The organism is Gammaproteobacteria bacterium (genome assembly GCA_037388465.1).
GTDB lineage: Bacteria > Pseudomonadota > Gammaproteobacteria > SpSt-1174 > SpSt-1174 > JARRKE01.
Window position 1 is genome coordinate 1 of the sequence record JARRKE010000006.1, and the last position, 16,469, is coordinate 16,469.

Annotated in this window: 23 protein-coding genes; 11 read left to right on the top strand and 12 right to left on the bottom strand. The window is 62.5% G+C overall.

From position 1 onward, the window contains the following. Positions 1-63 precede the first annotated feature (63 nt). From P8Y64_02060 to P8Y64_02070, 3 genes are all read left to right on the top strand, one after another. Positions 64-3,267, top strand: a complete 3,204-nt coding sequence (locus P8Y64_02060; GenBank protein ID MEJ2059259.1) for a PAS domain S-box protein — start codon at positions 64-66, stop codon at positions 3,265-3,267. A gap of 87 nt (positions 3,268-3,354) precedes the next feature. Further along, on the top strand, positions 3,355-4,224 hold the full coding sequence (locus P8Y64_02065; GenBank protein ID MEJ2059260.1) for a sulfurtransferase: 870 nt from the start codon (positions 3,355-3,357) through the stop codon (positions 4,222-4,224). A 10-nt stretch (positions 4,225-4,234) separates the two neighbouring features. Beyond that, positions 4,235-4,807 (top strand): lipid-binding SYLF domain-containing protein, encoded by a 573-nt coding sequence (locus tag P8Y64_02070; GenBank protein MEJ2059261.1) that lies wholly within the window; start codon positions 4,235-4,237, stop codon positions 4,805-4,807. A 7-nt stretch (positions 4,808-4,814) separates the two neighbouring features. Here the strand turns inward: P8Y64_02070 and P8Y64_02075 are convergent, their stop codons facing one another. After that, positions 4,815-5,588 carry an SDR family oxidoreductase gene (locus P8Y64_02075; protein MEJ2059262.1) on the bottom strand — a complete coding sequence of 258 codons (774 nt, stop codon included), beginning with the start codon at positions 5,586-5,588 and terminating at the stop codon, positions 4,815-4,817. Between the two features lie 132 nt (positions 5,589-5,720). Here P8Y64_02075 and P8Y64_02080 point away from each other — a divergent pair, with 132 nt between their 5' ends. From P8Y64_02080 to P8Y64_02090, 3 genes are all read left to right on the top strand, one after another. Further along, positions 5,721-6,353 carry a YchE family NAAT transporter gene (locus tag P8Y64_02080; protein ID MEJ2059263.1) on the top strand — a complete coding sequence of 211 codons (633 nt, stop codon included), beginning with the start codon at positions 5,721-5,723 and terminating at the stop codon, positions 6,351-6,353. A 54-nt stretch (positions 6,354-6,407) separates the two neighbouring features. Further along, complete coding sequence (locus P8Y64_02085; protein ID MEJ2059264.1) at positions 6,408-6,923, top strand: heme-binding protein; 516 nt, start codon at positions 6,408-6,410, stop codon at positions 6,921-6,923. A gap of 98 nt (positions 6,924-7,021) precedes the next feature. Then, positions 7,022-7,693: a type 1 glutamine amidotransferase domain-containing protein gene (locus P8Y64_02090; protein MEJ2059265.1), complete on the top strand. Its 672-nt coding sequence runs from the start codon at positions 7,022-7,024 to the stop codon at positions 7,691-7,693. On the opposite strand, the gene P8Y64_02095 is transcribed toward P8Y64_02090, so the two are convergent. Together P8Y64_02095 and P8Y64_02100 are read right to left on the bottom strand one after the other, a co-directional pair. After that, positions 7,690-8,235 (bottom strand): hypothetical protein, encoded by a 546-nt coding sequence (locus tag P8Y64_02095; protein ID MEJ2059266.1) that lies wholly within the window; start codon positions 8,233-8,235, stop codon positions 7,690-7,692. The two genes, P8Y64_02090 and P8Y64_02095, sit on opposite strands and share 4 nt — an antisense overlap. Before the next feature lie 66 nt (positions 8,236-8,301). Next, positions 8,302-8,598 carry a hypothetical protein gene (locus P8Y64_02100; GenBank protein MEJ2059267.1) on the bottom strand — a complete coding sequence of 99 codons (297 nt, stop codon included), beginning with the start codon at positions 8,596-8,598 and terminating at the stop codon, positions 8,302-8,304. Positions 8,599-8,827: 229 nt separating this feature from the next. On the opposite strand from P8Y64_02100, the gene P8Y64_02105 reads away from it, so the two are divergent. Next, positions 8,828-9,301 (top strand): FHA domain-containing protein, encoded by a 474-nt coding sequence (locus P8Y64_02105; GenBank protein MEJ2059268.1) that lies wholly within the window; start codon positions 8,828-8,830, stop codon positions 9,299-9,301. A 6-nt stretch (positions 9,302-9,307) separates the two neighbouring features. Here the strand turns inward: P8Y64_02105 and P8Y64_02110 are convergent, their stop codons facing one another. The 3 genes from P8Y64_02110 to P8Y64_02120 form a co-directional block, all read right to left on the bottom strand. Next, on the bottom strand, positions 9,308-9,820 hold the full coding sequence (locus tag P8Y64_02110; protein ID MEJ2059269.1) for a hypothetical protein: 513 nt from the start codon (positions 9,818-9,820) through the stop codon (positions 9,308-9,310). After that, entirely contained in the window at positions 9,807-10,613 is an 807-nt protein-coding gene (locus P8Y64_02115) for a rhodanese-like domain-containing protein (GenBank protein ID MEJ2059270.1), read from the bottom strand. Before P8Y64_02115 ends, P8Y64_02110 begins: the two co-directional genes overlap by 14 nt. A gap of 62 nt (positions 10,614-10,675) precedes the next feature. Continuing rightward, positions 10,676-10,906 carry a hypothetical protein gene (locus P8Y64_02120; protein ID MEJ2059271.1) on the bottom strand — a complete coding sequence of 77 codons (231 nt, stop codon included), beginning with the start codon at positions 10,904-10,906 and terminating at the stop codon, positions 10,676-10,678. 261 nt (positions 10,907-11,167) lie between these two features. Between P8Y64_02120 and P8Y64_02125 the strand changes: the two genes are divergently transcribed. Together P8Y64_02125 and P8Y64_02130 are read left to right on the top strand one after the other, a co-directional pair. After that, the gene (locus tag P8Y64_02125) at positions 11,168-11,497 is read left to right on the top strand and encodes a cytochrome c (GenBank protein MEJ2059272.1); all 330 of its coding nucleotides are present in this window, start codon (positions 11,168-11,170) and stop codon (positions 11,495-11,497) included. Positions 11,498-11,513: 16 nt separating this feature from the next. Beyond that, a complete protein-coding gene (locus tag P8Y64_02130) occupies positions 11,514-11,870 on the top strand; it encodes a cytochrome c (protein ID MEJ2059273.1) in 357 nt (118 codons plus the stop codon). On the opposite strand, the gene P8Y64_02135 is transcribed toward P8Y64_02130, so the two are convergent. Then, positions 11,867-12,268 carry a hypothetical protein gene (locus P8Y64_02135; GenBank protein MEJ2059274.1) on the bottom strand — a complete coding sequence of 134 codons (402 nt, stop codon included), beginning with the start codon at positions 12,266-12,268 and terminating at the stop codon, positions 11,867-11,869. The genes P8Y64_02130 and P8Y64_02135 overlap by 4 nt on opposite strands. Before the next feature lie 81 nt (positions 12,269-12,349). On the opposite strand from P8Y64_02135, the gene P8Y64_02140 reads away from it, so the two are divergent. Next, entirely contained in the window at positions 12,350-12,739 is a 390-nt protein-coding gene (locus P8Y64_02140; GenBank protein MEJ2059275.1) for a hypothetical protein, read from the top strand. Between the two features lie 8 nt (positions 12,740-12,747). Here the strand turns inward: P8Y64_02140 and P8Y64_02145 are convergent, their stop codons facing one another. The 3 genes from P8Y64_02145 to P8Y64_02155 all read right to left on the bottom strand — a co-directional run bounded on the left by P8Y64_02145 (position 12,748) and on the right by P8Y64_02155 (position 14,427). Then, positions 12,748-12,981 carry a BolA/IbaG family iron-sulfur metabolism protein gene (locus P8Y64_02145; protein MEJ2059276.1) on the bottom strand — a complete coding sequence of 78 codons (234 nt, stop codon included), beginning with the start codon at positions 12,979-12,981 and terminating at the stop codon, positions 12,748-12,750. A 61-nt stretch (positions 12,982-13,042) separates the two neighbouring features. Beyond that, on the bottom strand, positions 13,043-13,927 hold the full coding sequence (locus tag P8Y64_02150) for a hypothetical protein (GenBank protein MEJ2059277.1): 885 nt from the start codon (positions 13,925-13,927) through the stop codon (positions 13,043-13,045). 14 nt (positions 13,928-13,941) lie between these two features. Beyond that, positions 13,942-14,427, bottom strand: a complete 486-nt coding sequence (locus tag P8Y64_02155) for a DUF6231 family protein (protein MEJ2059278.1) — start codon at positions 14,425-14,427, stop codon at positions 13,942-13,944. An 87-nt stretch (positions 14,428-14,514) separates the two neighbouring features. Between P8Y64_02155 and P8Y64_02160 the strand changes: the two genes are divergently transcribed. Next, positions 14,515-15,003: a cyclic nucleotide-binding domain-containing protein gene (locus P8Y64_02160; GenBank protein ID MEJ2059279.1), complete on the top strand. Its 489-nt coding sequence runs from the start codon at positions 14,515-14,517 to the stop codon at positions 15,001-15,003. 10 nt (positions 15,004-15,013) lie between these two features. Here P8Y64_02160 and rnd read toward each other — a convergent pair whose 3' ends face one another. Then, a complete protein-coding gene (gene rnd, locus P8Y64_02165) occupies positions 15,014-16,132 on the bottom strand; it encodes a ribonuclease D (GenBank protein MEJ2059280.1) in 1,119 nt (372 codons plus the stop codon). Further along, positions 16,129-16,431 carry a DUF1244 domain-containing protein gene (locus tag P8Y64_02170; protein ID MEJ2059281.1) on the bottom strand — a complete coding sequence of 101 codons (303 nt, stop codon included), beginning with the start codon at positions 16,429-16,431 and terminating at the stop codon, positions 16,129-16,131. Before P8Y64_02170 ends, rnd begins: the two co-directional genes overlap by 4 nt. Positions 16,432-16,469 lie beyond the last annotated feature (38 nt).

Below are 16,469 nucleotides of genomic sequence, written 5' to 3' on the forward strand. Positions count from 1 at the left end.
TCATCGCATCGTCGCCGGTTCCGCCACCCGCCGGACATCCCGGTTTTTTGGCGAGACCGCCGGATGATCCGCGAACGTCGTTTTACGGCCTGCAAGGACGTCGCTTCCTGCACCGAAGACCTGTTTGTTTTCAGGGCCGTTCTCGACAATACCCTGGTGCCCACCGCTTTTCTGGACACGAACTTCGACTTCGTGCTGGTGAATCCTGCCTATGCCGCGCTCGATGAACATGAGCCGGAAGACTTCATCGGCAGGAACCATTTCGATCTGTATCCCGATACCGGCAACGAGCATATCTTTCGACAGGTGCTGGAAACAGGCGAACCCTATGTCGCCAAGGCCAAGCCTTTTGAATATACGGAGCATCCGGAGCGCGGTGTCAGCCACTGGGATTGGACGCTCGCGCCCGTGCGTGGTCCGGACGGCGAGATCAAAGGGTTGGTGCTTTCGCTGATCAACGTCACTGACCGCATCCAGGCCATTGAGCAGGTGGCGGAAAAGGAAGCCTATTTCCGCCACCTGGTGGAGACGACCAATGCCATCCCCTGGGAGGCCGATGCAGAGACTTTCCGGTTTACCTACGTCGGTCCCCAGGCGGCGCAGATCACCGGTTATCTGTCCGAGGATTGGTACGCGCCCGGTTTCTGGGTTTCCCGGGTACATCCCGACGATCTGGAACAGGCCGCCGAATACTGTCGCAAAATGACGCAGCAGGCCCTGGACCACGAGTTCGAATACCGTTTCATCGCGGCAGGCGGCCGCGTGATGTGGATCCGTGATGTCGTACAGGTCGTGGTGGATGAAGCGGGGGCGATGCGCCTGCAGGGATTCATGTTCGATATCACGGCGCGCAAGCAGGCGGAACTCGCACTGCACGAGCGGGAGATCGAACTCAAATATGTGATCGGCAACGCGCCGTTGGTGCTGTGGTTGATCGATGTGCAAGGCATGATCACCCTGTCGGAGGGGCGCGGGCTGCAGGTTATGGGCGGCGATGCGGTAGGGAAGACCGTGCACGAGTATTTCAGGGGCGATCCGCAAATCGTGGCGCTGGCGGACCGCGCGCTGGCCGGCGAGGAATTCACCGCGGTGGAACGCTACAAGGGTCGCGTCTACGAAATCCATTACTCGCCGTTGAAATCGGACGAAGGGGCGTTTCAGGGGGCGATCGGTCTGGCGATCGACATCACCGAGCGGGTCAAGGCGTATGAGCAGGTCCGGCGTTCGGAGCGCGAACTCTCCGCCATCCTGAACAACCTGCAGGACACCTACTACCGCACGGATCCGGAGGGCAGGATCACCCACGCCTCGCCCTCCGTGCGTCAACTGCTGGGTTTCGATCGCGAGGAAGTACTGGGCATGCGACTTGCCGGTATCTACGTCGATCCACAGGGACGGGAAAAATTCATGCGCGCGCTGGAGCAGGCCGGCGGTGCGGTCACCAACTACGAGGCACGAATACGCCGTCGCGACGGCAGGGTGATCTGGGTCTCGACCAGCGCCCAGTTTTATCGCAACGAAGCAGGCGAAATTGCGGGTATCGAAGGTATCACCCGTGACGTCACCGAACGGCGCGAAGCCGAAGAGCGCATGCGCAAGCTGTCCATGGCGGTCGAGCAGACCGCGGATGCGGTCACCATCGCCAACCGCGAAGGCGTTATCGAATACGTAAACCGTGCCTTCGAAACGGTCAGCGGTTATGCACGCCAGGAGGCGATCGGTCGCAAGTCTTCGATTCTCTCATCGGGACGCCAGGAGCGCGCATTCTACGAGCGCATGTGGGAGACGATTCTGCGGGGCGAGGTATACCGGGGTGTAGTGATCAACAAGCGCAAGGACGGCGGCCTGTATTACGAGGAAAAGACCATCACCCCGTTGCAGAACAGCGAAGGGGATATTTGTCATTTCGTGGCCACCGGGCGCGACATCACCGAGCGCATGGAGACGCAGAACCGGCTGCATTATCTGGCGCATCACGACGTGCTGACCGGCCTGCCCAACCGTGCACTGTTCGGCGAGCGTCTGTCCCGTGCGCTTGCCGCCCGCCACCGGCGCACCGAACTCGCCGTCATGTTTCTGGATCTGGATCGCTTCAAGACGATCAACGATTCACTTGGTCATGACATCGGCGACGCCATCCTGCAGGAACTGGCCGATCGTTTGCGGGGATGCGTGGGCGGAAGCGACACGGTAGCCCGGCTTGGCGGCGACGAATTTGCCATTCTGCTGGAGGCGGCGTCCGGGCGGGAATACGCGGAGGCGGTCGCGGGCAGGATACTGGCGGCGCTGACCGAACCGATCGACCTGGTGGAGCGTCAGCTGTTCATTACCACCAGTATCGGTATCAGCCTGCACCCGGTGGATGGCGAAGACGCCTCGACATTGATCAAGAACGCCGACCTGGCGATGTACCACGCCAAGGAACAGGGGCGGAACATTTTCAGGTTCTACTCGCGGGACATGGGGGCCAAGGCCTACGAGCGCATGAGCCTCGAGACCAGTCTGCGGCAGGCGTTGCAGCGGGAGGAGTTCGTGCTGCACTACCAGCCGCAGGTCGATATCTGGACAGGCGAAGTGGCGGGACTGGAGGCCCTGCTGCGCTGGGAGCATCCCACGTTGGGGCTGGTGCCGCCGGTCGAATTCATCCCGGTGCTGGAAGAAACGGGATTGATCGTCCAAGTGGGCGAATGGGCCCTGCGTACGGCCTGTCGTGCCGCTGCCCGCTGGCAGACCTTGCGCGGCTATCCCACCCGGATCGCCGTCAATCTCTCCGGCCGGCAGTTTTCCGATGCCGGCCTGATCACCGTGCTCAAGGACATACTCGATGAGACCGGATTGTCGCCCGCCGACCTGGAACTCGAAATCACCGAAAGCGTCATCATGCGTGACGACAAGGAGGCCATGCTGCGGTTCAAGGCGCTGCACGAGATGGGTGTGCGTATCGCCATCGACGATTTCGGTACCGGCTATTCCTCGTTGAGTTACCTGAAACGCTTCCCGATCAATACCCTGAAGGTGGACCGCAGTTTCATCCGCGACCTGACCATCGACCCGGACGATGCCACCATCGTACAGGCGATCACCGCGATGGCCGGTTCTCTGGGGCTGGACGTGGTCGCCGAAGGGGTCGAGCAGGAGGAACAGCTGGAATTCCTGCGCGGCGAGCACTGCAGGCTGGCCCAGGGCTACCTCATCAGCCGGCCGGTAGACGCATCCGCCATTGAAGCCCAGCTGTTGAACGGATTGGACGAAAGACAACCCGGCTAGCGGTCACGTTAGCAACACCAATCTTGCTGTGCGCATGCGCTAGACTTGTGGCATGCACTGCAAGGCCTTCAACCCGCGTAACCACCCATGTCCCGTACGGCCCTGATTACCGTCGGTGAGCTGGCAGCCCATCTGCAGGATCCGGACTGGCGGATCATCGACTGCCGGTTCTCGCTGGCCGATACCGATGCGGGATATCGGGCCTATGCGGCGGGACACATCCCCGGGGCGATCTATGCCGATCTCGACCGTGACCTCTCGGGGCCGATCACCGAGTCGAGCGGACGCCACCCGCTGCCGGAGCGGGAACAGCTCCGGCAGCGATTGGGGGGCTGGGGCATCGCCGCGCAAACCCGGGTCGTGGTCTATGATGACGCCGGCGGCGCCTTCGCCGCCCGTCTGTGGTGGCTGCTGCGCTGGATGGGGCACGAGGCGGTCGGCATCCTGGACGGCGGCTTTCCCGCCTGGCTGGCGGCGGACCGGCCGGTCGACAGTGCCGAGCCCCATTACGCGCGCCGGGATTTCCCCGAGCGGCCGCCGCTGGCGCAGTGGTTGAGCGCCGAGCAGGTGCTGAGCGGGCTGGCGAGCGGCGATATGCTGCTGGTGGATGCGCGCGCCGCGCCGCGTTTCGAGGGAACCGAGGAGCCGCTGGACCCGGTGGCCGGCCATGTCCCCGGCGCGCTGAACCGTCCCTATCAGGACAATCTTTCCGATGACGGCCGTTTCCTGCCGTCCCCGCAGTTGCGCGAACAGTTTCAGGCGCTGATCGCGGCGCACCCGCCGGCGCAGGTCGTCCATATGTGCGGTTCCGGCGTGACGGCCTGCCATAATCTGTTTGCCATGGAGCTGGCCGGCTTGTCCGGCGCCGGGCTTTATGCCGGTTCCTGGAGCGAATGGATACGCGATCCCGCCCGTCCGGTCGCCGGGCCCGGAGCAAAGGCCAACGTGTTGTCCTGAGGAGTCGTCCATGTCAAACGCAAATCATCATCGATTCCACGTGCCGGGGAGGCGTCTGTCCCTGCTCGCGCTCGGCTGCGTGCTGTTGTTGAGCGCCTGCGCGAGTTGGAATCCGAACCGCGATGCCCGGGCCGAGGCCGAGGCGCGGACGACCGTCGATCGCTTTTTGCAGCGCGATCCGTCGCTGCGCAGCTTTTTCGACCAGGCCTATGCCTATGCGGTGTTCCCCAACGTCGGCAAAGGGGCCGCCACCGTGGGTGGCGCCTTCGGGCGCGGGCTGGTTTATCGCGGCGGGCAGGTGCTCGGCCGGACCACGTTGACCCAGCTGACGGTCGGATTCCAGATCGGCGGCCAGGCCTACAGCGAGTTGATCTTTTTCCGCGACAAGGCATCCCTGGATCGCTTCCGCAGCGGTCAGCTGGAATTCGACGCCCAGGCCTCGGCCGTGGTCGCCAAGGCCGGTGCCGCCGCCAACGCGCCCTACGAGCGCGGCGTGGCGGTATTCACGCTGCCCAAGGGCGGTTTCATGTTCGAGGCCTCGATCGGCGGCCAGCGATTCACTTACCAGCCGATGGGGCAATAGGCGGCGCCTATTCGACGTAGATCATCTTGCGTGTCATGCCGCCGTCGACCACGAAGTCCTGGGCGGTGATGAATCCGGCCTGATCGGAGCACAGATACCAGGCCAGCGCCGCGATGTCTTCCGGACGTCCGACACGACCAACGGGATGTTGGGCGTGATCGGCTTCGCTCAGCGCGGCAGGCTGACGCGAGGCGCGCTTCTGCCAGCCGGTAACGTCGATCCAGCCGGGGCTGATGCTGTTGACGCGCACCTCGGGGCCGAGGCTCATCGCCAGGGCGTGGGTGAGGGCGTAGATTCCGCCCTTGGACGCCGAGTAGGCCTCGGTATGCGGTTCCGACATGCGCGCCCGTGTGGAGCAGAGATTGACGATGGCGCCGCGGCTTTCACGCAACAGCGGCGCGGCATGTTTGCTGCACAGGAAGGTGCCGGTCAGATTGGTGCCGATCACCCGGTTCCAGTCCGTCAGGCTCAGTTGTTCGATGGGTTTGTTGCAGGCGATGGCGGCGTTGTTGATCAGACAGTCGAGGCGGCCGAAGCGCTTGGCCGTCTGCCGCATCAATTCGATGACATCGGCATCGTGACCGATGTCCACGGTGAGGCCGAGTGCCTCGCCTTGTGATTGCAGCTGCCCCGTCGTTTCCCGGCAGGCATCGACATCGCGGTCGGCGATCACGATACGGTAGCCGCCGGACAAAAACCGCTCGGCGATCGCCCGCCCGATGCCCTGCCCGCCGCCGGTGACGATGCAAACCGGTGCGGCCGCTTGTGAGGCTTGTGACATGTGGTGTTGAATGTGTTTTCGCTGAACAGGCATGAATTCTAGCTGCCGGCTGCGACATATGGCAGATGGTGCGCACCCGGGTGCGGCCGGTGCCGGATGGACGATCGACGATACGGGAATCCGAAAACGCTCATGGTTGATTGGACGGAGTTCGTGAAATTCATTGTCGCGCTGGTCGCCATGGTGGATCCCATCGGCAGTCTGCCGATCTTCATGGGCATGACCCGGCATCTGAGCGGCGCCGAGACCCGTCAGGCGAGCCGGCTGGCGGCGATTACCGTGGCAACGGTGCTCATCCTGGCGCTGATCGGCGGCGACAGCGTACTGCGTTTTTTCGGTATCTCGTTCGCCTCCTTTCGCGTGGCCGGCGGCATCATCCTGTTGCTGGTCGCCTTTGCCATGCTCAATGCCCGTCCCAGTCCGGTGAGGCAGACCGAGGCGGAAATGCAGGATGCGGAAGGCAAGCAGTCGGTGGGGGTGGTGCCGTTGGGCATCCCCCTGTTGGCGGGGCCGGGCGCGATCGCGACGGTAATCCTGTATGCGCCCCGCCCGGTGTCAGTGCAGCACGACGCGTGGCTGGCGGGTGGCATTCTGTTGGTGGCGCTGCTGATCTGGGTGTGTTTCAGCTCGGCGCCGTGGCTGATGCGGATGCTGGGCAACACCGGTATCAATATCTCGACCCGTATCATGGGCCTGATCATCGCCGCCATCGGCGTCGAATTCATGGCCGGCGGTCTGCGGCAGCTGTTCCCGGGGCTGGGCTGAACCGGGGCATCCGTATCCAACCAATGACCCCGATAAAATAGGAGCGAGATGATCATGTCGTTACGCACAATCATCGCGAGTCTGTTGCCGGCGCTGTTTGCGGGTACGCTGGCATTCGCACCAGCGGGCGTGCAGGCGGCCGATCTGATCTCGGTGCGCAAGCTTACGCTGCAAATGGCCGGTGAGCTCGCCCGGCAGGCCGTGCAGGCCTGCGCCAAGGCCGGCTATCAGGTGACCGCGGTGGTGGTGGACCGGGAGGGCATTCCGCAGGTCATGATGCGGAACACGCTCGCACCGCGGTTTACGATTCAGATCGCCCGGGACAAGGCCAATGCGGTCATTCTCTCCGGCGTCAGTTCCGGCGCGTTTCGGACCAACCGCGCCGATATCCGCATGGAAATGGACCATGTACACGGCGTGTTGGTGCTGCAGGGCGGGGTGCCGATTCGTGCGGCGGGCTCGCTGGTGGGTGCCCTGGGGGTGAGCGGGGCGCCCGGTGGCGACAAGGACGAGGCCTGCGCCCGCCAGGCCGTGGATGCCCTGCGGGATCGGCTGGAGTTCGCCAATTAACCTGCCGGTCGGGATAGAACCTGCTGGCCGTTTGTCCAACGTGCATGCCGGCACGGACCGGCATGCCAATCGTTTCAGCCCGGGAGGAGGAGGCGCATATGACTACACCCAAATCGGTCTTGATGGTGCTCACCAACCATGACCACATCGACGACGAGCACCCGACGGGGCTCTGGTTCGAGGAATTCGCGGTGCCCTACGCGCGGTTTTGCGATCAGGGATATCACGTGACGGTGGCCAGCCCGCGGGGCGGGACGGTGCCGATCGATCCCCGCAGCATGCCGGACGATGCTGAGTCGTCCGCGAATCGCGAGGCCCTGGAGGCCCTGCGGGATACGCAGGCGCTGGACGAGCTGGATATCGAACAGTTCGATGCCGTCTTTTTCCCAGGCGGTCACGGCACCATGTACGACATGCCCGGTAACGCGGCCGTGGCGCAACTGGTGGGCCGCTTCGCGGACGAGGACAAGGTGGTCGCGGCGGTTTGCCACGGCCCCGCCGCGCTGCTCGACGCACAGCGGGCCGACGGTACGCCGGTGGTGAAGGGGCATCGGATCGCGGCCTTCACCAATGCCGAGGAGGCGGCGGTGGAGCTGGACGGCCTGATGCCGTTTTTACTCGAGTCCCGCCTGCGGGAGCTGGGTGCCGACGTGGATGCGGCCGCCCCGTGGCGCGATCACGTCATCGTGGATGGACGTCTCGTTACGGGACAGAATCCGCAGTCCAGCGGCAGCGCGGCCGATGCGGTGATCCGGCTGCTGTCTGCTTAGTTCCCGGGGGCGGGGGCCTGCAGGGTGGCGACGCCACCGAGGGCCGCATGGATTTCCTGCAGGGTGGGCGGTTCGGCATTCGCCGGTTCCGCTTGCGCCCCATTGCAGGTTACGCGCATGACATTGGGCTGCTTGGCCGATTTCAGGCGCATTTCCACCTTGTAGAAGATGAAGGACGGCCCTTCGCTGTCCAGGCCGCTGAGTCTGCGGCTGGCGACCATGACCGGCTTGCGCATGACCACCTCGCCGGTATCCTGAATCACCCGGGTGACGGTGAAGCTGTCCGGCATGATGCTGCGCGGCTTTCCGCTCAGGGTGCGTATCTCGAAGCTGCAGCTGGTGCGGTAGAGGTCCAGGTTTCCGTAGCGCACCACCTTGCCGTCCTGGACAAAGACGCGGGTCGCGTCCGGCGGGACGGTCAGGGGCCGGTGCAGGACGATCCGGCTGCCCACGGCGGGCAGCGCATAGCGATTGTCGGCACCCTGCATGCTCTGGCAGCCGGCCAGCAGCGTCAGCGTCAAAATCGGTAACAGATGTTTCATCGCCGGCCTCACGGGGCGTGGATTAAAGGGCAGGACCGTACGGCACTGAGATGCGGCCAGCTTAGTCTAGTGGGGACGGTGCAACAAGGGCATGTCGCCCCGATGCAACATGTGCCGGATCAGTGTGGCGCGCCCCGGTTCACGCTGTTCGAGAGCGTCCGCGCACACCGACTCGACATGGGCCGACTCGGAAAGCAGGACTTCCAGTTCCATCAGGTCGACCTTGGGTTCAGTAAGGTCGTCCAGCGACGGCGTGTCCTGCCCGTGCACCTCCCAGAACATGCGTGGATGCCAGAAATGGTTGCGTACATCCGGGTTCTGGAAGAGCGCAACACAGCGTTGATTGAGTTCGCGAGCGTCCATAATGCGTCCTCCGGATTATTGCTGGCTCATCCGTAAAGCATAGTTCAGCGCGACCGACTTTCAATTTCCCCTCCCACTGTTCAGCTTTCGAGCAGCCTTGGATATACTCCATAAAAAAACAAAGGCTTAATACCAGCGGGGTAGCAGTCTCAATATGGCCGGCCAGGGTGATGATCCATCCGCGGGGAAACCGCCGAATTTCCCCTTTCGCGATGCAGAGGGTGTGTTGGTGACAGAAGAGCGCAGAAAACGAGAACGACGCAAATGGGGTAAGACGCCGGAGTACCCCTTTCGCGATTCGGACGGGAATCTGGTGACGCACAACCGGCGTCGGATCATCGACCGCCGTTCGAGCGACGTCGATCTCCGGGAGTCACTGGGTGAGCATCTCCGGCTCAAGTACCAGGACAAGGAGTTCGTCGTCTCGTTCGACGCCCCACCGTTCACGGTTGGCCGTTCCAAAGAGGCCGATCTGCAGATCGACGAGAGTTTTGTCTCGCGCCTGCATGCGACCATCGAATGCCGTCACGGCGAATTCTTTCTCAAGGATCAGAGCCGCAACGGCACCTTGATCAAGGGCGAGGACGGCGGCGTGACCCGTCTGGCCAAATCGGAAACCGTGCTGCAGGGCGAAGGCGTGATCAGTTTCGGCGAGCGGTTCGAGCACAACGAAGGGCACTTGGTCGAATACAGGCTGGGCTGACCGGTTTCAGTCTCTTCGCAAGAATCCACTGGGCTGGCCCTGCCCATCGATCAGACCGTGGTCGTACAGCCATGCCCTGGCGTCCTCTGCGTCGCGCTCGAACCAGGCGCGGGCGTTGCCCAACCGAAAGCTGTATCCCCAGCTGTCCATATCCCGCATCGTCCGCCCGGCGCTGTAATGGGGCAGCCGGTCCGCGAGCAGGATTTGCAGATAGCAGACGCCGTTCTCCTCCTGCGGCTCGCCGCCGGCGTCGGTGTCCAGCGCGCGGCGTCGCGCCCGGTCCATGCACAGGTAGTGACAGCCCTCATGCAGTGCGGAATGGACGGGCGTGTCGGCGCGGACGTAGAGGGCATCGCCCCGCAGCCCGGCCTCGGGCGGTCCCCAGTAGCTGCCGGGGATCTCGCCGGAAACCTCCTCTACCCGCAGCCCGTAGGGCGCGAACAGCGCCCGTAGCGGGGACAGGCCGATGTCGCCGACGAGGACGACATCGGGGGCTGGAGCGGGCTCAGCGTATGGCATTGAGCATGCTGTCGTAATACGCCTTCGCGCCGCCCTGCATGAAGTAGTAGCCGGTCAGCCCTTCCTCCTGCAGAAAGTATTGCAGCCAGCGGACCTGGTGGCCGGTGGCGTCGTATACCAGCAGGGTCTTGTTGCCGCGTTTTGCTTGCTCGACGTACTGTTTGAGCTGGTCGTTGTCCAGCGGCACGTTGTGCTGTATGGCGGGGAAGAACTCCAGGCCTTCGCGCTGATAACGGTCGCGGATATCCAGCACGATGGCGTTGCCGGTGTGTGCGCGCTTGGCGAATTCCTCTGGGTCGAGCTCGTGCGCCGCCAGCTGCTTCTTGCTGATCAGTTTGTCGGGATCGAGGGGGGATTTGCCCAGCAGTACCGACAGGTCGGGGTGGGCGTGCGCCCAGTCGAAGATGCCGGCATCGAACGCGAAGACGTTGTCGACCCCGGCGAGACGCGCACGTTTGGTGCCCTTGTAGGACTTCATGCAGGTATGCCCGTTGCAGTAGAACACGATCGGGGTGTCCGGCTCGGCCTTGCGCAAGGCGATGATCTGTTGTTCGAAGTCCTTCGAGGTCAGCGGGATGTTCTTGGCGCCCTTGATATGCAGCGTGTTGTACTCGTAGTCCGAGCGGACGTCGACGATTGCGGCCTTGTCGTACGTCTTGTGCAGGTTCTCAAGGGTGATGGTTTTATCCAGTGGGTAGAGCCTCCTGCCCGGGAAATCCTCCTCTGCTGCGTTAGCCTGCGTGATAAACAAAAAGACGATAAAAACACTCAACCATTTCGTGATGGCTTGCATAGTTATGGTATTTCCAATGGCAGTTACGACGGGAGCCAGCGTAAGCCGGCCCCCGTCGAAGTTCAAGCTGCTTTGTCGCTTGATCTCGCCGTTGGAGGGAGTGCCGCCATCAGGTGTTCGATCATTTGTGCACGGGTTGCTTCATCCAGGTCGTCGACCTGGGTGCTCCAGCGAAAACCGAATTCCCGGGCCGTACGGCTCAGGGCCTCGTGGTGGTAGCGAAGTGCGGGGTATTTGCGTTTGGCGCTGAGATGGATCTTGACGTTCACGATGTCGGCTTCACAAAAACACATACCAGATCACCTCCTTGCATGATGGACTGCCTGAATCTGGGGGTCTAGGTCATGTATATGTGATTTTCAAGCGGCATATTATTAATTTATTAAATATAAGCTGTATTTTTTCCATAAAAAACACGCCAATTTTACAAAAAATCAGTGTATTAGTAGATTTTATTTTTAAATGTTATCTGGGTTTTCGGTGTGTATAATCGGGCATGAAATCAGGTAAATGTGATTAGTTAATAATTGCAAAAAATAGATAAGGAGGATGGTATGAGGTCATACAGGCTGCTTGCGGCGACGCTGTGCCTGCTCATGCTGCCCGCGGGAGGGGCATGGGCTGCCGGCGATCCGGTCGCGGGCAAACAGAAGGCGGCGTTGTGTCTGGGCTGTCACGGGGTGAAAACCTACTTCAATGTCTATCCCACTTACCACGTGCCGAAACTCGGTGGCCAGCATGCGCAATACATCATTGCTGCGCTCGAGGAGTACAAGTCCGGCCAGCGGTCTCATGGGACCATGCATGCCCAGGCCTCCAGCCTGAGCAAGCAGGACATGGAAGACATCGCGGCCTTTTTCGCCAGCTACAAACAACGCAAATGAGCGAGCGGGGGAAATAATGAAGAACAAGTCTCTGATTATGACCGCCGCCCTGAGTTTTATCCTGGCCGTACCCGCGGTGCATGCCGCCGGTGACCCGGTTGCCGGCAAGCAGAAGGCGCAGATGTGCGTGGCCTGCCACGGCAAGGGCGGGCATTCGACCAACCCGGCCTATCCGGTGCTGGCGGGGCAGTACGAGGATTACCTGTTGCGTGCCCTCAAGGAATACAAGTCCGGTGCGCGCAAGAATCCGATCATGACCAGCATGGTGGCGAGCCTGACCGACCAGGATATGGAGAACCTTGCGGCCTATTTCTCCAGCCAGAAGGCGTTGGTAACGCCGGCGATCGAGGATTTCTCACCCAAGAACTTCTAAAAAGCAACGGGACTTGCGGTTGCGAACCTGAGCGCGCCCTTGGGGGAGCTTTTTTTGTTGTGGAGTGCGGTCAGGTGTTTGCGCCGGTGTTGCTCGGTGGGTATCCGGGTTTCCAGGTAAAAACGCGCCTGTTCGCGGGCGGCGACCCCGGGCGCGCCCGCCTGGGCGACGACCTCGGCCTTGAGCGCGGCCAGGATGACGGCCGCCGCCTGCCGCTTGTCGAGCTCGGTAATGCGCTGCCAGACGGCGGGAAAGAAATACAGGCGGATCAGGTCGGGGCGGGTGAGTAGCAGCATCTTGACCACGTTGCGCAGTTTCTGGTCAGTTTCCGACCAGCTCTCGACCAGGTCGGAGGCGATCAGCTTGTGGATTTCCTCTTTGCCCTTGGCGGTTATCATGCGCGGCGCGTGGTGCCTCAAAGGACATCACTATATCATTTGGGGTTCAAGCCCGAGATGCGAAGACCGATAGGACGAATCATGAAGATCCAAGGAGCCAAGCTGATCGAGTTGATGCGCGGATGTCTGACCGAGATGTCCAACTCGCTCAAGGCCATGCGCCAGGATACCGAGTCCAAGCCGGATGCCGCCTATGCGGTTCCGCGCAATGGCGTGCTGTTCAGCCTGGATATGAATATTGCCGTGATCCACATGCTCGGCTTGCGTCTGCACCGCGCGCAGGAAGAAGGTGAGGTCGAACTCAACGACGGAGAACGCGTGGTCATCGGCATGTCGGCAACCTTCATGGGAGACGAGGTCGCGGCCCTGATCGACGACGCCCTGGAGGGGCATGCCGTGGACGAGGCGCGTTTGGAGGCGATCCTGAGTGCGGGGACGCACCCGACGGACGGCTCCAGCGCCGTCCACTGAATGGGTGTTCAGTTCGCCTCTTCCGGCGTCAGAGTGGCGCGGATGCTGAGCGCGTGAATGGCGCCGCTGTCGATCTGGGGCCGGACGGTGGCGTAAACCAGCTGGTGCCGCTTGATGGTGGTGAGGCCGGTAAATTGCGGACTGACCACTCGGGCCTCGTATTTCCCGCCTTCGCCGGTGACCTCGACCTCGGCGTTTTCGAGGCCTGCCTCGATCAGTGTCTTGATTTCCTCAGGATTCATTGCGGATAGCCGGTTTGTTGTTGGGGCGGCCGCGCAGCATACCGCAGACCCACCTGGTCGGTCAGCCGTGAGGCGGTAATTCGTCGCTCAGGACCACGCGGTGGTCGCCGCCTTCCGTCAGTCCCAGATAATGCATAATCGCCGGCATGTGCTTTTCCAGCACTTGCTGCATGTACGGCGAATGCAGGTGGGCGTAATCGATGCCCTCGATCCATCCATAGATGGAATCCTTCAGGTTGTCGACGTCGTTGACGTTGCCGTGGATGTCATGCACCAGGCGCCGATACTCGGGCAGGGTCGGGCTGACGTCGAGCTCGTCGAAGATCGTCTTGAGTGCGCCGAGCATACCCGCCGCATTTTCCGCCAGGCCCAGATCATGCGGCGTGACGACCGTCGCCTCGCTCGCCGGCGTGTCGACCCACAGCTTGAAGCTCAACGTCTGCAGCGTGTGATAGAGCGGCTCTTCGGAGATCAGGATGACCAGGATATTTTGCGGATGCGCGCGCAGGGTCACGTCCCGGTAGCTCCACACGCCGGTGCCGATGAAATCGGCCAAACGCAGGTGATGGCGGAACTCGGCGAGTTGCAGTTGGTCCAGGATGAGTGCCACGCGATCACCTTCGCTCAAGGCGCAGGCCTCGCTCAGGGTGCGGTCGAGCTCGCTGACCGGCTGCTCACCGAGGGGTTCCTCCGTTTCGCGCGGAGGAAGAATACGCACCGGTTCGGGCATGTCCGCCTGCGGTATGAATTCGTGATATAGCACGTGCGGATATTCCAGCGCCTGAGCCAGGGCGTGTGCAAAGGCCGTTTTGCGCCGTCCGGGCGCTCCGCCGAGCGCGAGTGCGCGAACGTGTTCGATGGGGGCCGAAAGCAGGCAGCGTACAGCGTAGCTGTAATCGTGGTTGGATACGAAACCGTATTGTGCGAGGCGTGGCTTGAGGTCCATGGGCGTTTCCGGGGTCACCAACGGAATTTGTCCCACAGTTCCGGATGGGCCCAGAAACGTGGGTTGAGCCAGTCGGGCGTGCGCTTGTAGGTGGATACGTCGTAGCGGTACAGGACTTGTGTTTCGCTGCGTCCCACTTCGCTCAGGCCGAAGGCGATGAGATCGCGTGCCGGCCAGCGGTCGGTGGCGGCATCGACGAGGATGTAGAGCCGGCGGGCGTAGATGTCGCGCAGGCTCGAAATCAGGTGCTCACCCTCGCTGCGTGGCAGTTGCTCCAATGCACCGGCGAGTACCGCGCAGTCCCACCGCTGCGTGTCGCTCGCGGCGGTCAGTCCGTCTTCGGGCGCGACCTGCCGGCATTCCGTGATTTCAAGCGCCGTGTCCAGGCATGCGCCTAACGCGGCATGCGCCGGAGAGGCGAGCAGCAACAGCCGGTCGTGCGCGCCCTGTCCGACGTCTGTGGCCAGGGCCCTGCAAAGTGGTTGATCATCGCTGTACATGATTTCCGAGTATGGATGCAAGAGCGGCAGTGCTGCAAATGGATGATTTATAATTTACAGGCCTACACATATGGGGGTTTTTTGATTATGAGCAACCGCGAAGCCGTATTGATGGACTTCCTCAACAACAACTACATGTGCAAGACCCTGACCGATAAGGAGATCGAGACCTTTCTCGAATTCACCGAGGTGGTCGAGGCGCACAAAGGGGATGTCATCGCCGAGATCGGTGAAGTGGGCCAGGCGTTGTACTTCGTCGTCAAGGGTGAGGTTGCGCTGATTCACGACGACGGTTCGCAGGAGGTCGAAATGACGCGCGTGCTCGAGGGGGAGCTGATGGGCGAGATGTCCTTCTTCGACCGCAAGCCGCGCATGCTGCGCATGCGTGCGCTGCGCGACAGGACGCTCATGCTGCGTCTGACGCGCGCCATGTACAAACGGCTGCGGGTGGAGCAGCCCTACATCGCGGTGAACCTGCTCGAATACACCATCATCAGTCTGGATCACTATTTCCGTCGCCTGAGCCAGGACGTGGCGCATTACACCCACCTCCTTTACGCCCCCGGCAAGAAATAGCCTGCGCGCTTCAGCTCCCGGGCTGGTCGGCGAGGAGTGCGAGCAGCGCCTCGCCGGCCACCTGCCGCCGCCAGCCCTGCAGGACGCGCAGGTCCCGCCGGCCTCTCACCAGAGACTCGATTTCTGCGCGGTTCGCGATCAGCGGCGCGGAGATTGACTGCTGGGTGGCGATTTCGCGCAGGCGCTGTTGCAGCGTCTTGATCTGCGCGCGCTCCTCGGCGCTGGGCGGTCCGGTGTCGATCGCGGGCGGCAGCGCATCCTCCTCCAACTGCAGCCCCGCGCGAATCGCCGCCAGCACGGTATCGGCGTAACGCCGCAAAAAGCCCGGTGAGAGTTCCGGGACGGCCTCCAGGGCGTGGTGATCCTCGGGCTTCAGAAAGCACAGCTTGAGCAGGTGTTCGTCGCGCAGGATCCAGCCGCGCGGCTTGTCGCGGTGCATGGCTTCCTGTTCGCGCCACGCCGCAAGCCCCTGCAGGATCGCCAGGCCGCGGGGATCGAGTGCACCCGCACCGCGCACGTTGCGCCATGCCTCCTCGCTGTTGGTGGTGAAGCGTTCCGGCCGGTGCAGGGCGGCCATGTCCTCTTCCAGCCATGTCAGCCGGTGTGCCTGTTCCAGCTCGTGCCGCAGGCGCGGGTAGATCGTGCCCAGGTGGCGCACGTCATCGGCGGCATAGGTCAGCTGATCGGCGCTCAGCGGCCTTGCCGACCAGTCGGTACGGCTTTGGGATTTGTCGAGTTCGATGCCCAGCAGGGTCTCGACCAGCCGCGCATAGCCCATCTGTTCCCCCAGGCCGAGCAGGCCGGCGGCATATTGGGAGTCGAAGACGGGGGTCGGGATCAGCCCCGATTCCTGGTAAACGAGTTCGATGTCCTGATAGCCCGCGTGCAGGATCTTGGTGCTGCGGGCGTCGCCCAGCAGTTCCCACAGCGGCGACAGGTCCGCAATGGCGAGCGGATCGATGCAGGCGATGCGGGTGTCATTCGCGACCTGAATCAGACAGAGCTGAGCGCGGTAGGTGCGTTCGCGTAGAAACTCGGTGTCGATCGCCAGCCAGTCGGAACCGGCAAGCTCATGGCAGAACGTGCCAAGCGACTGCGGTGTGTCGATGAAGGCGGGCCGGGACTTCACGCCTTGGTGTCATCTTCGCGGGATTCGAAGGCGGCCAGCTGTTCGGGGCTCGCTTCGCGCAGATAGCGCTGTTTCCATTCCTCGTACGGCATGCCGTAGACGATCTCGCGGGTCTGCGCCTTGTCCACCTCGACGCCCTGGGCTGCGGCCTCTTCGCCGTACCAGCGCGACAGGCAGTTGCGGCAGAAGCCGGCCAGGTTCATCAGGTCGATGTTCTGGACGTCGGTGCGTTCCTGCAGATGGGCGACCAGGCGACGGAAAACGGCGGCCTCGATCGCGGTGCGGTCTGTGTCGTTCATGATTCTGCTCCTGTGGGGCGAGGGCCCCATTCTAGCGG

Excerpts from the sequence above, each read along its gene's own strand:
- P8Y64_02060 (MEJ2059259.1), top strand. The coding sequence starts at position 64 with ATGATCCGCGAACGTCGTTTTACGGCCTGCAAGGACGTCGCTTCCTGC.
- P8Y64_02065 (MEJ2059260.1), top strand. The coding sequence starts at position 3,355 with ATGTCCCGTACGGCCCTGATTACCGTCGGTGAGCTGGCAGCCCATCTG.
- P8Y64_02070 (MEJ2059261.1), top strand. The coding sequence starts at position 4,235 with ATGTCAAACGCAAATCATCATCGATTCCACGTGCCGGGGAGGCGTCTG.
- P8Y64_02075 (MEJ2059262.1), bottom strand. The coding sequence starts at position 5,588 with ATGTCACAAGCCTCACAAGCGGCCGCACCGGTTTGCATCGTCACCGGC.
- P8Y64_02080 (MEJ2059263.1), top strand. The coding sequence starts at position 5,721 with ATGGTTGATTGGACGGAGTTCGTGAAATTCATTGTCGCGCTGGTCGCC.
- P8Y64_02085 (MEJ2059264.1), top strand. The coding sequence starts at position 6,408 with ATGTCGTTACGCACAATCATCGCGAGTCTGTTGCCGGCGCTGTTTGCG.
- P8Y64_02090 (MEJ2059265.1), top strand. The coding sequence starts at position 7,022 with ATGACTACACCCAAATCGGTCTTGATGGTGCTCACCAACCATGACCAC.
- P8Y64_02095 (MEJ2059266.1), bottom strand. The coding sequence starts at position 8,235 with ATGAAACATCTGTTACCGATTTTGACGCTGACGCTGCTGGCCGGCTGC.
- P8Y64_02100 (MEJ2059267.1), bottom strand. The coding sequence starts at position 8,598 with ATGGACGCTCGCGAACTCAATCAACGCTGTGTTGCGCTCTTCCAGAAC.
- P8Y64_02110 (MEJ2059269.1), bottom strand. The coding sequence starts at position 9,820 with ATGCCATACGCTGAGCCCGCTCCAGCCCCCGATGTCGTCCTCGTCGGC.
- P8Y64_02115 (MEJ2059270.1), bottom strand. The coding sequence starts at position 10,613 with ATGCAAGCCATCACGAAATGGTTGAGTGTTTTTATCGTCTTTTTGTTT.
- P8Y64_02120 (MEJ2059271.1), bottom strand. The coding sequence starts at position 10,906 with ATGTGTTTTTGTGAAGCCGACATCGTGAACGTCAAGATCCATCTCAGC.
- P8Y64_02125 (MEJ2059272.1), top strand. The coding sequence starts at position 11,168 with ATGAGGTCATACAGGCTGCTTGCGGCGACGCTGTGCCTGCTCATGCTG.
- P8Y64_02130 (MEJ2059273.1), top strand. The coding sequence starts at position 11,514 with ATGAAGAACAAGTCTCTGATTATGACCGCCGCCCTGAGTTTTATCCTG.
- P8Y64_02135 (MEJ2059274.1), bottom strand. The coding sequence starts at position 12,268 with ATGATAACCGCCAAGGGCAAAGAGGAAATCCACAAGCTGATCGCCTCC.
- P8Y64_02140 (MEJ2059275.1), top strand. The coding sequence starts at position 12,350 with ATGAAGATCCAAGGAGCCAAGCTGATCGAGTTGATGCGCGGATGTCTG.
- P8Y64_02145 (MEJ2059276.1), bottom strand. The coding sequence starts at position 12,981 with ATGAATCCTGAGGAAATCAAGACACTGATCGAGGCAGGCCTCGAAAAC.
- P8Y64_02150 (MEJ2059277.1), bottom strand. The coding sequence starts at position 13,927 with ATGGACCTCAAGCCACGCCTCGCACAATACGGTTTCGTATCCAACCAC.
- P8Y64_02155 (MEJ2059278.1), bottom strand. The coding sequence starts at position 14,427 with ATGTACAGCGATGATCAACCACTTTGCAGGGCCCTGGCCACAGACGTC.
- P8Y64_02160 (MEJ2059279.1), top strand. The coding sequence starts at position 14,515 with ATGAGCAACCGCGAAGCCGTATTGATGGACTTCCTCAACAACAACTAC.
- P8Y64_02170 (MEJ2059281.1), bottom strand. The coding sequence starts at position 16,431 with ATGAACGACACAGACCGCACCGCGATCGAGGCCGCCGTTTTCCGTCGC.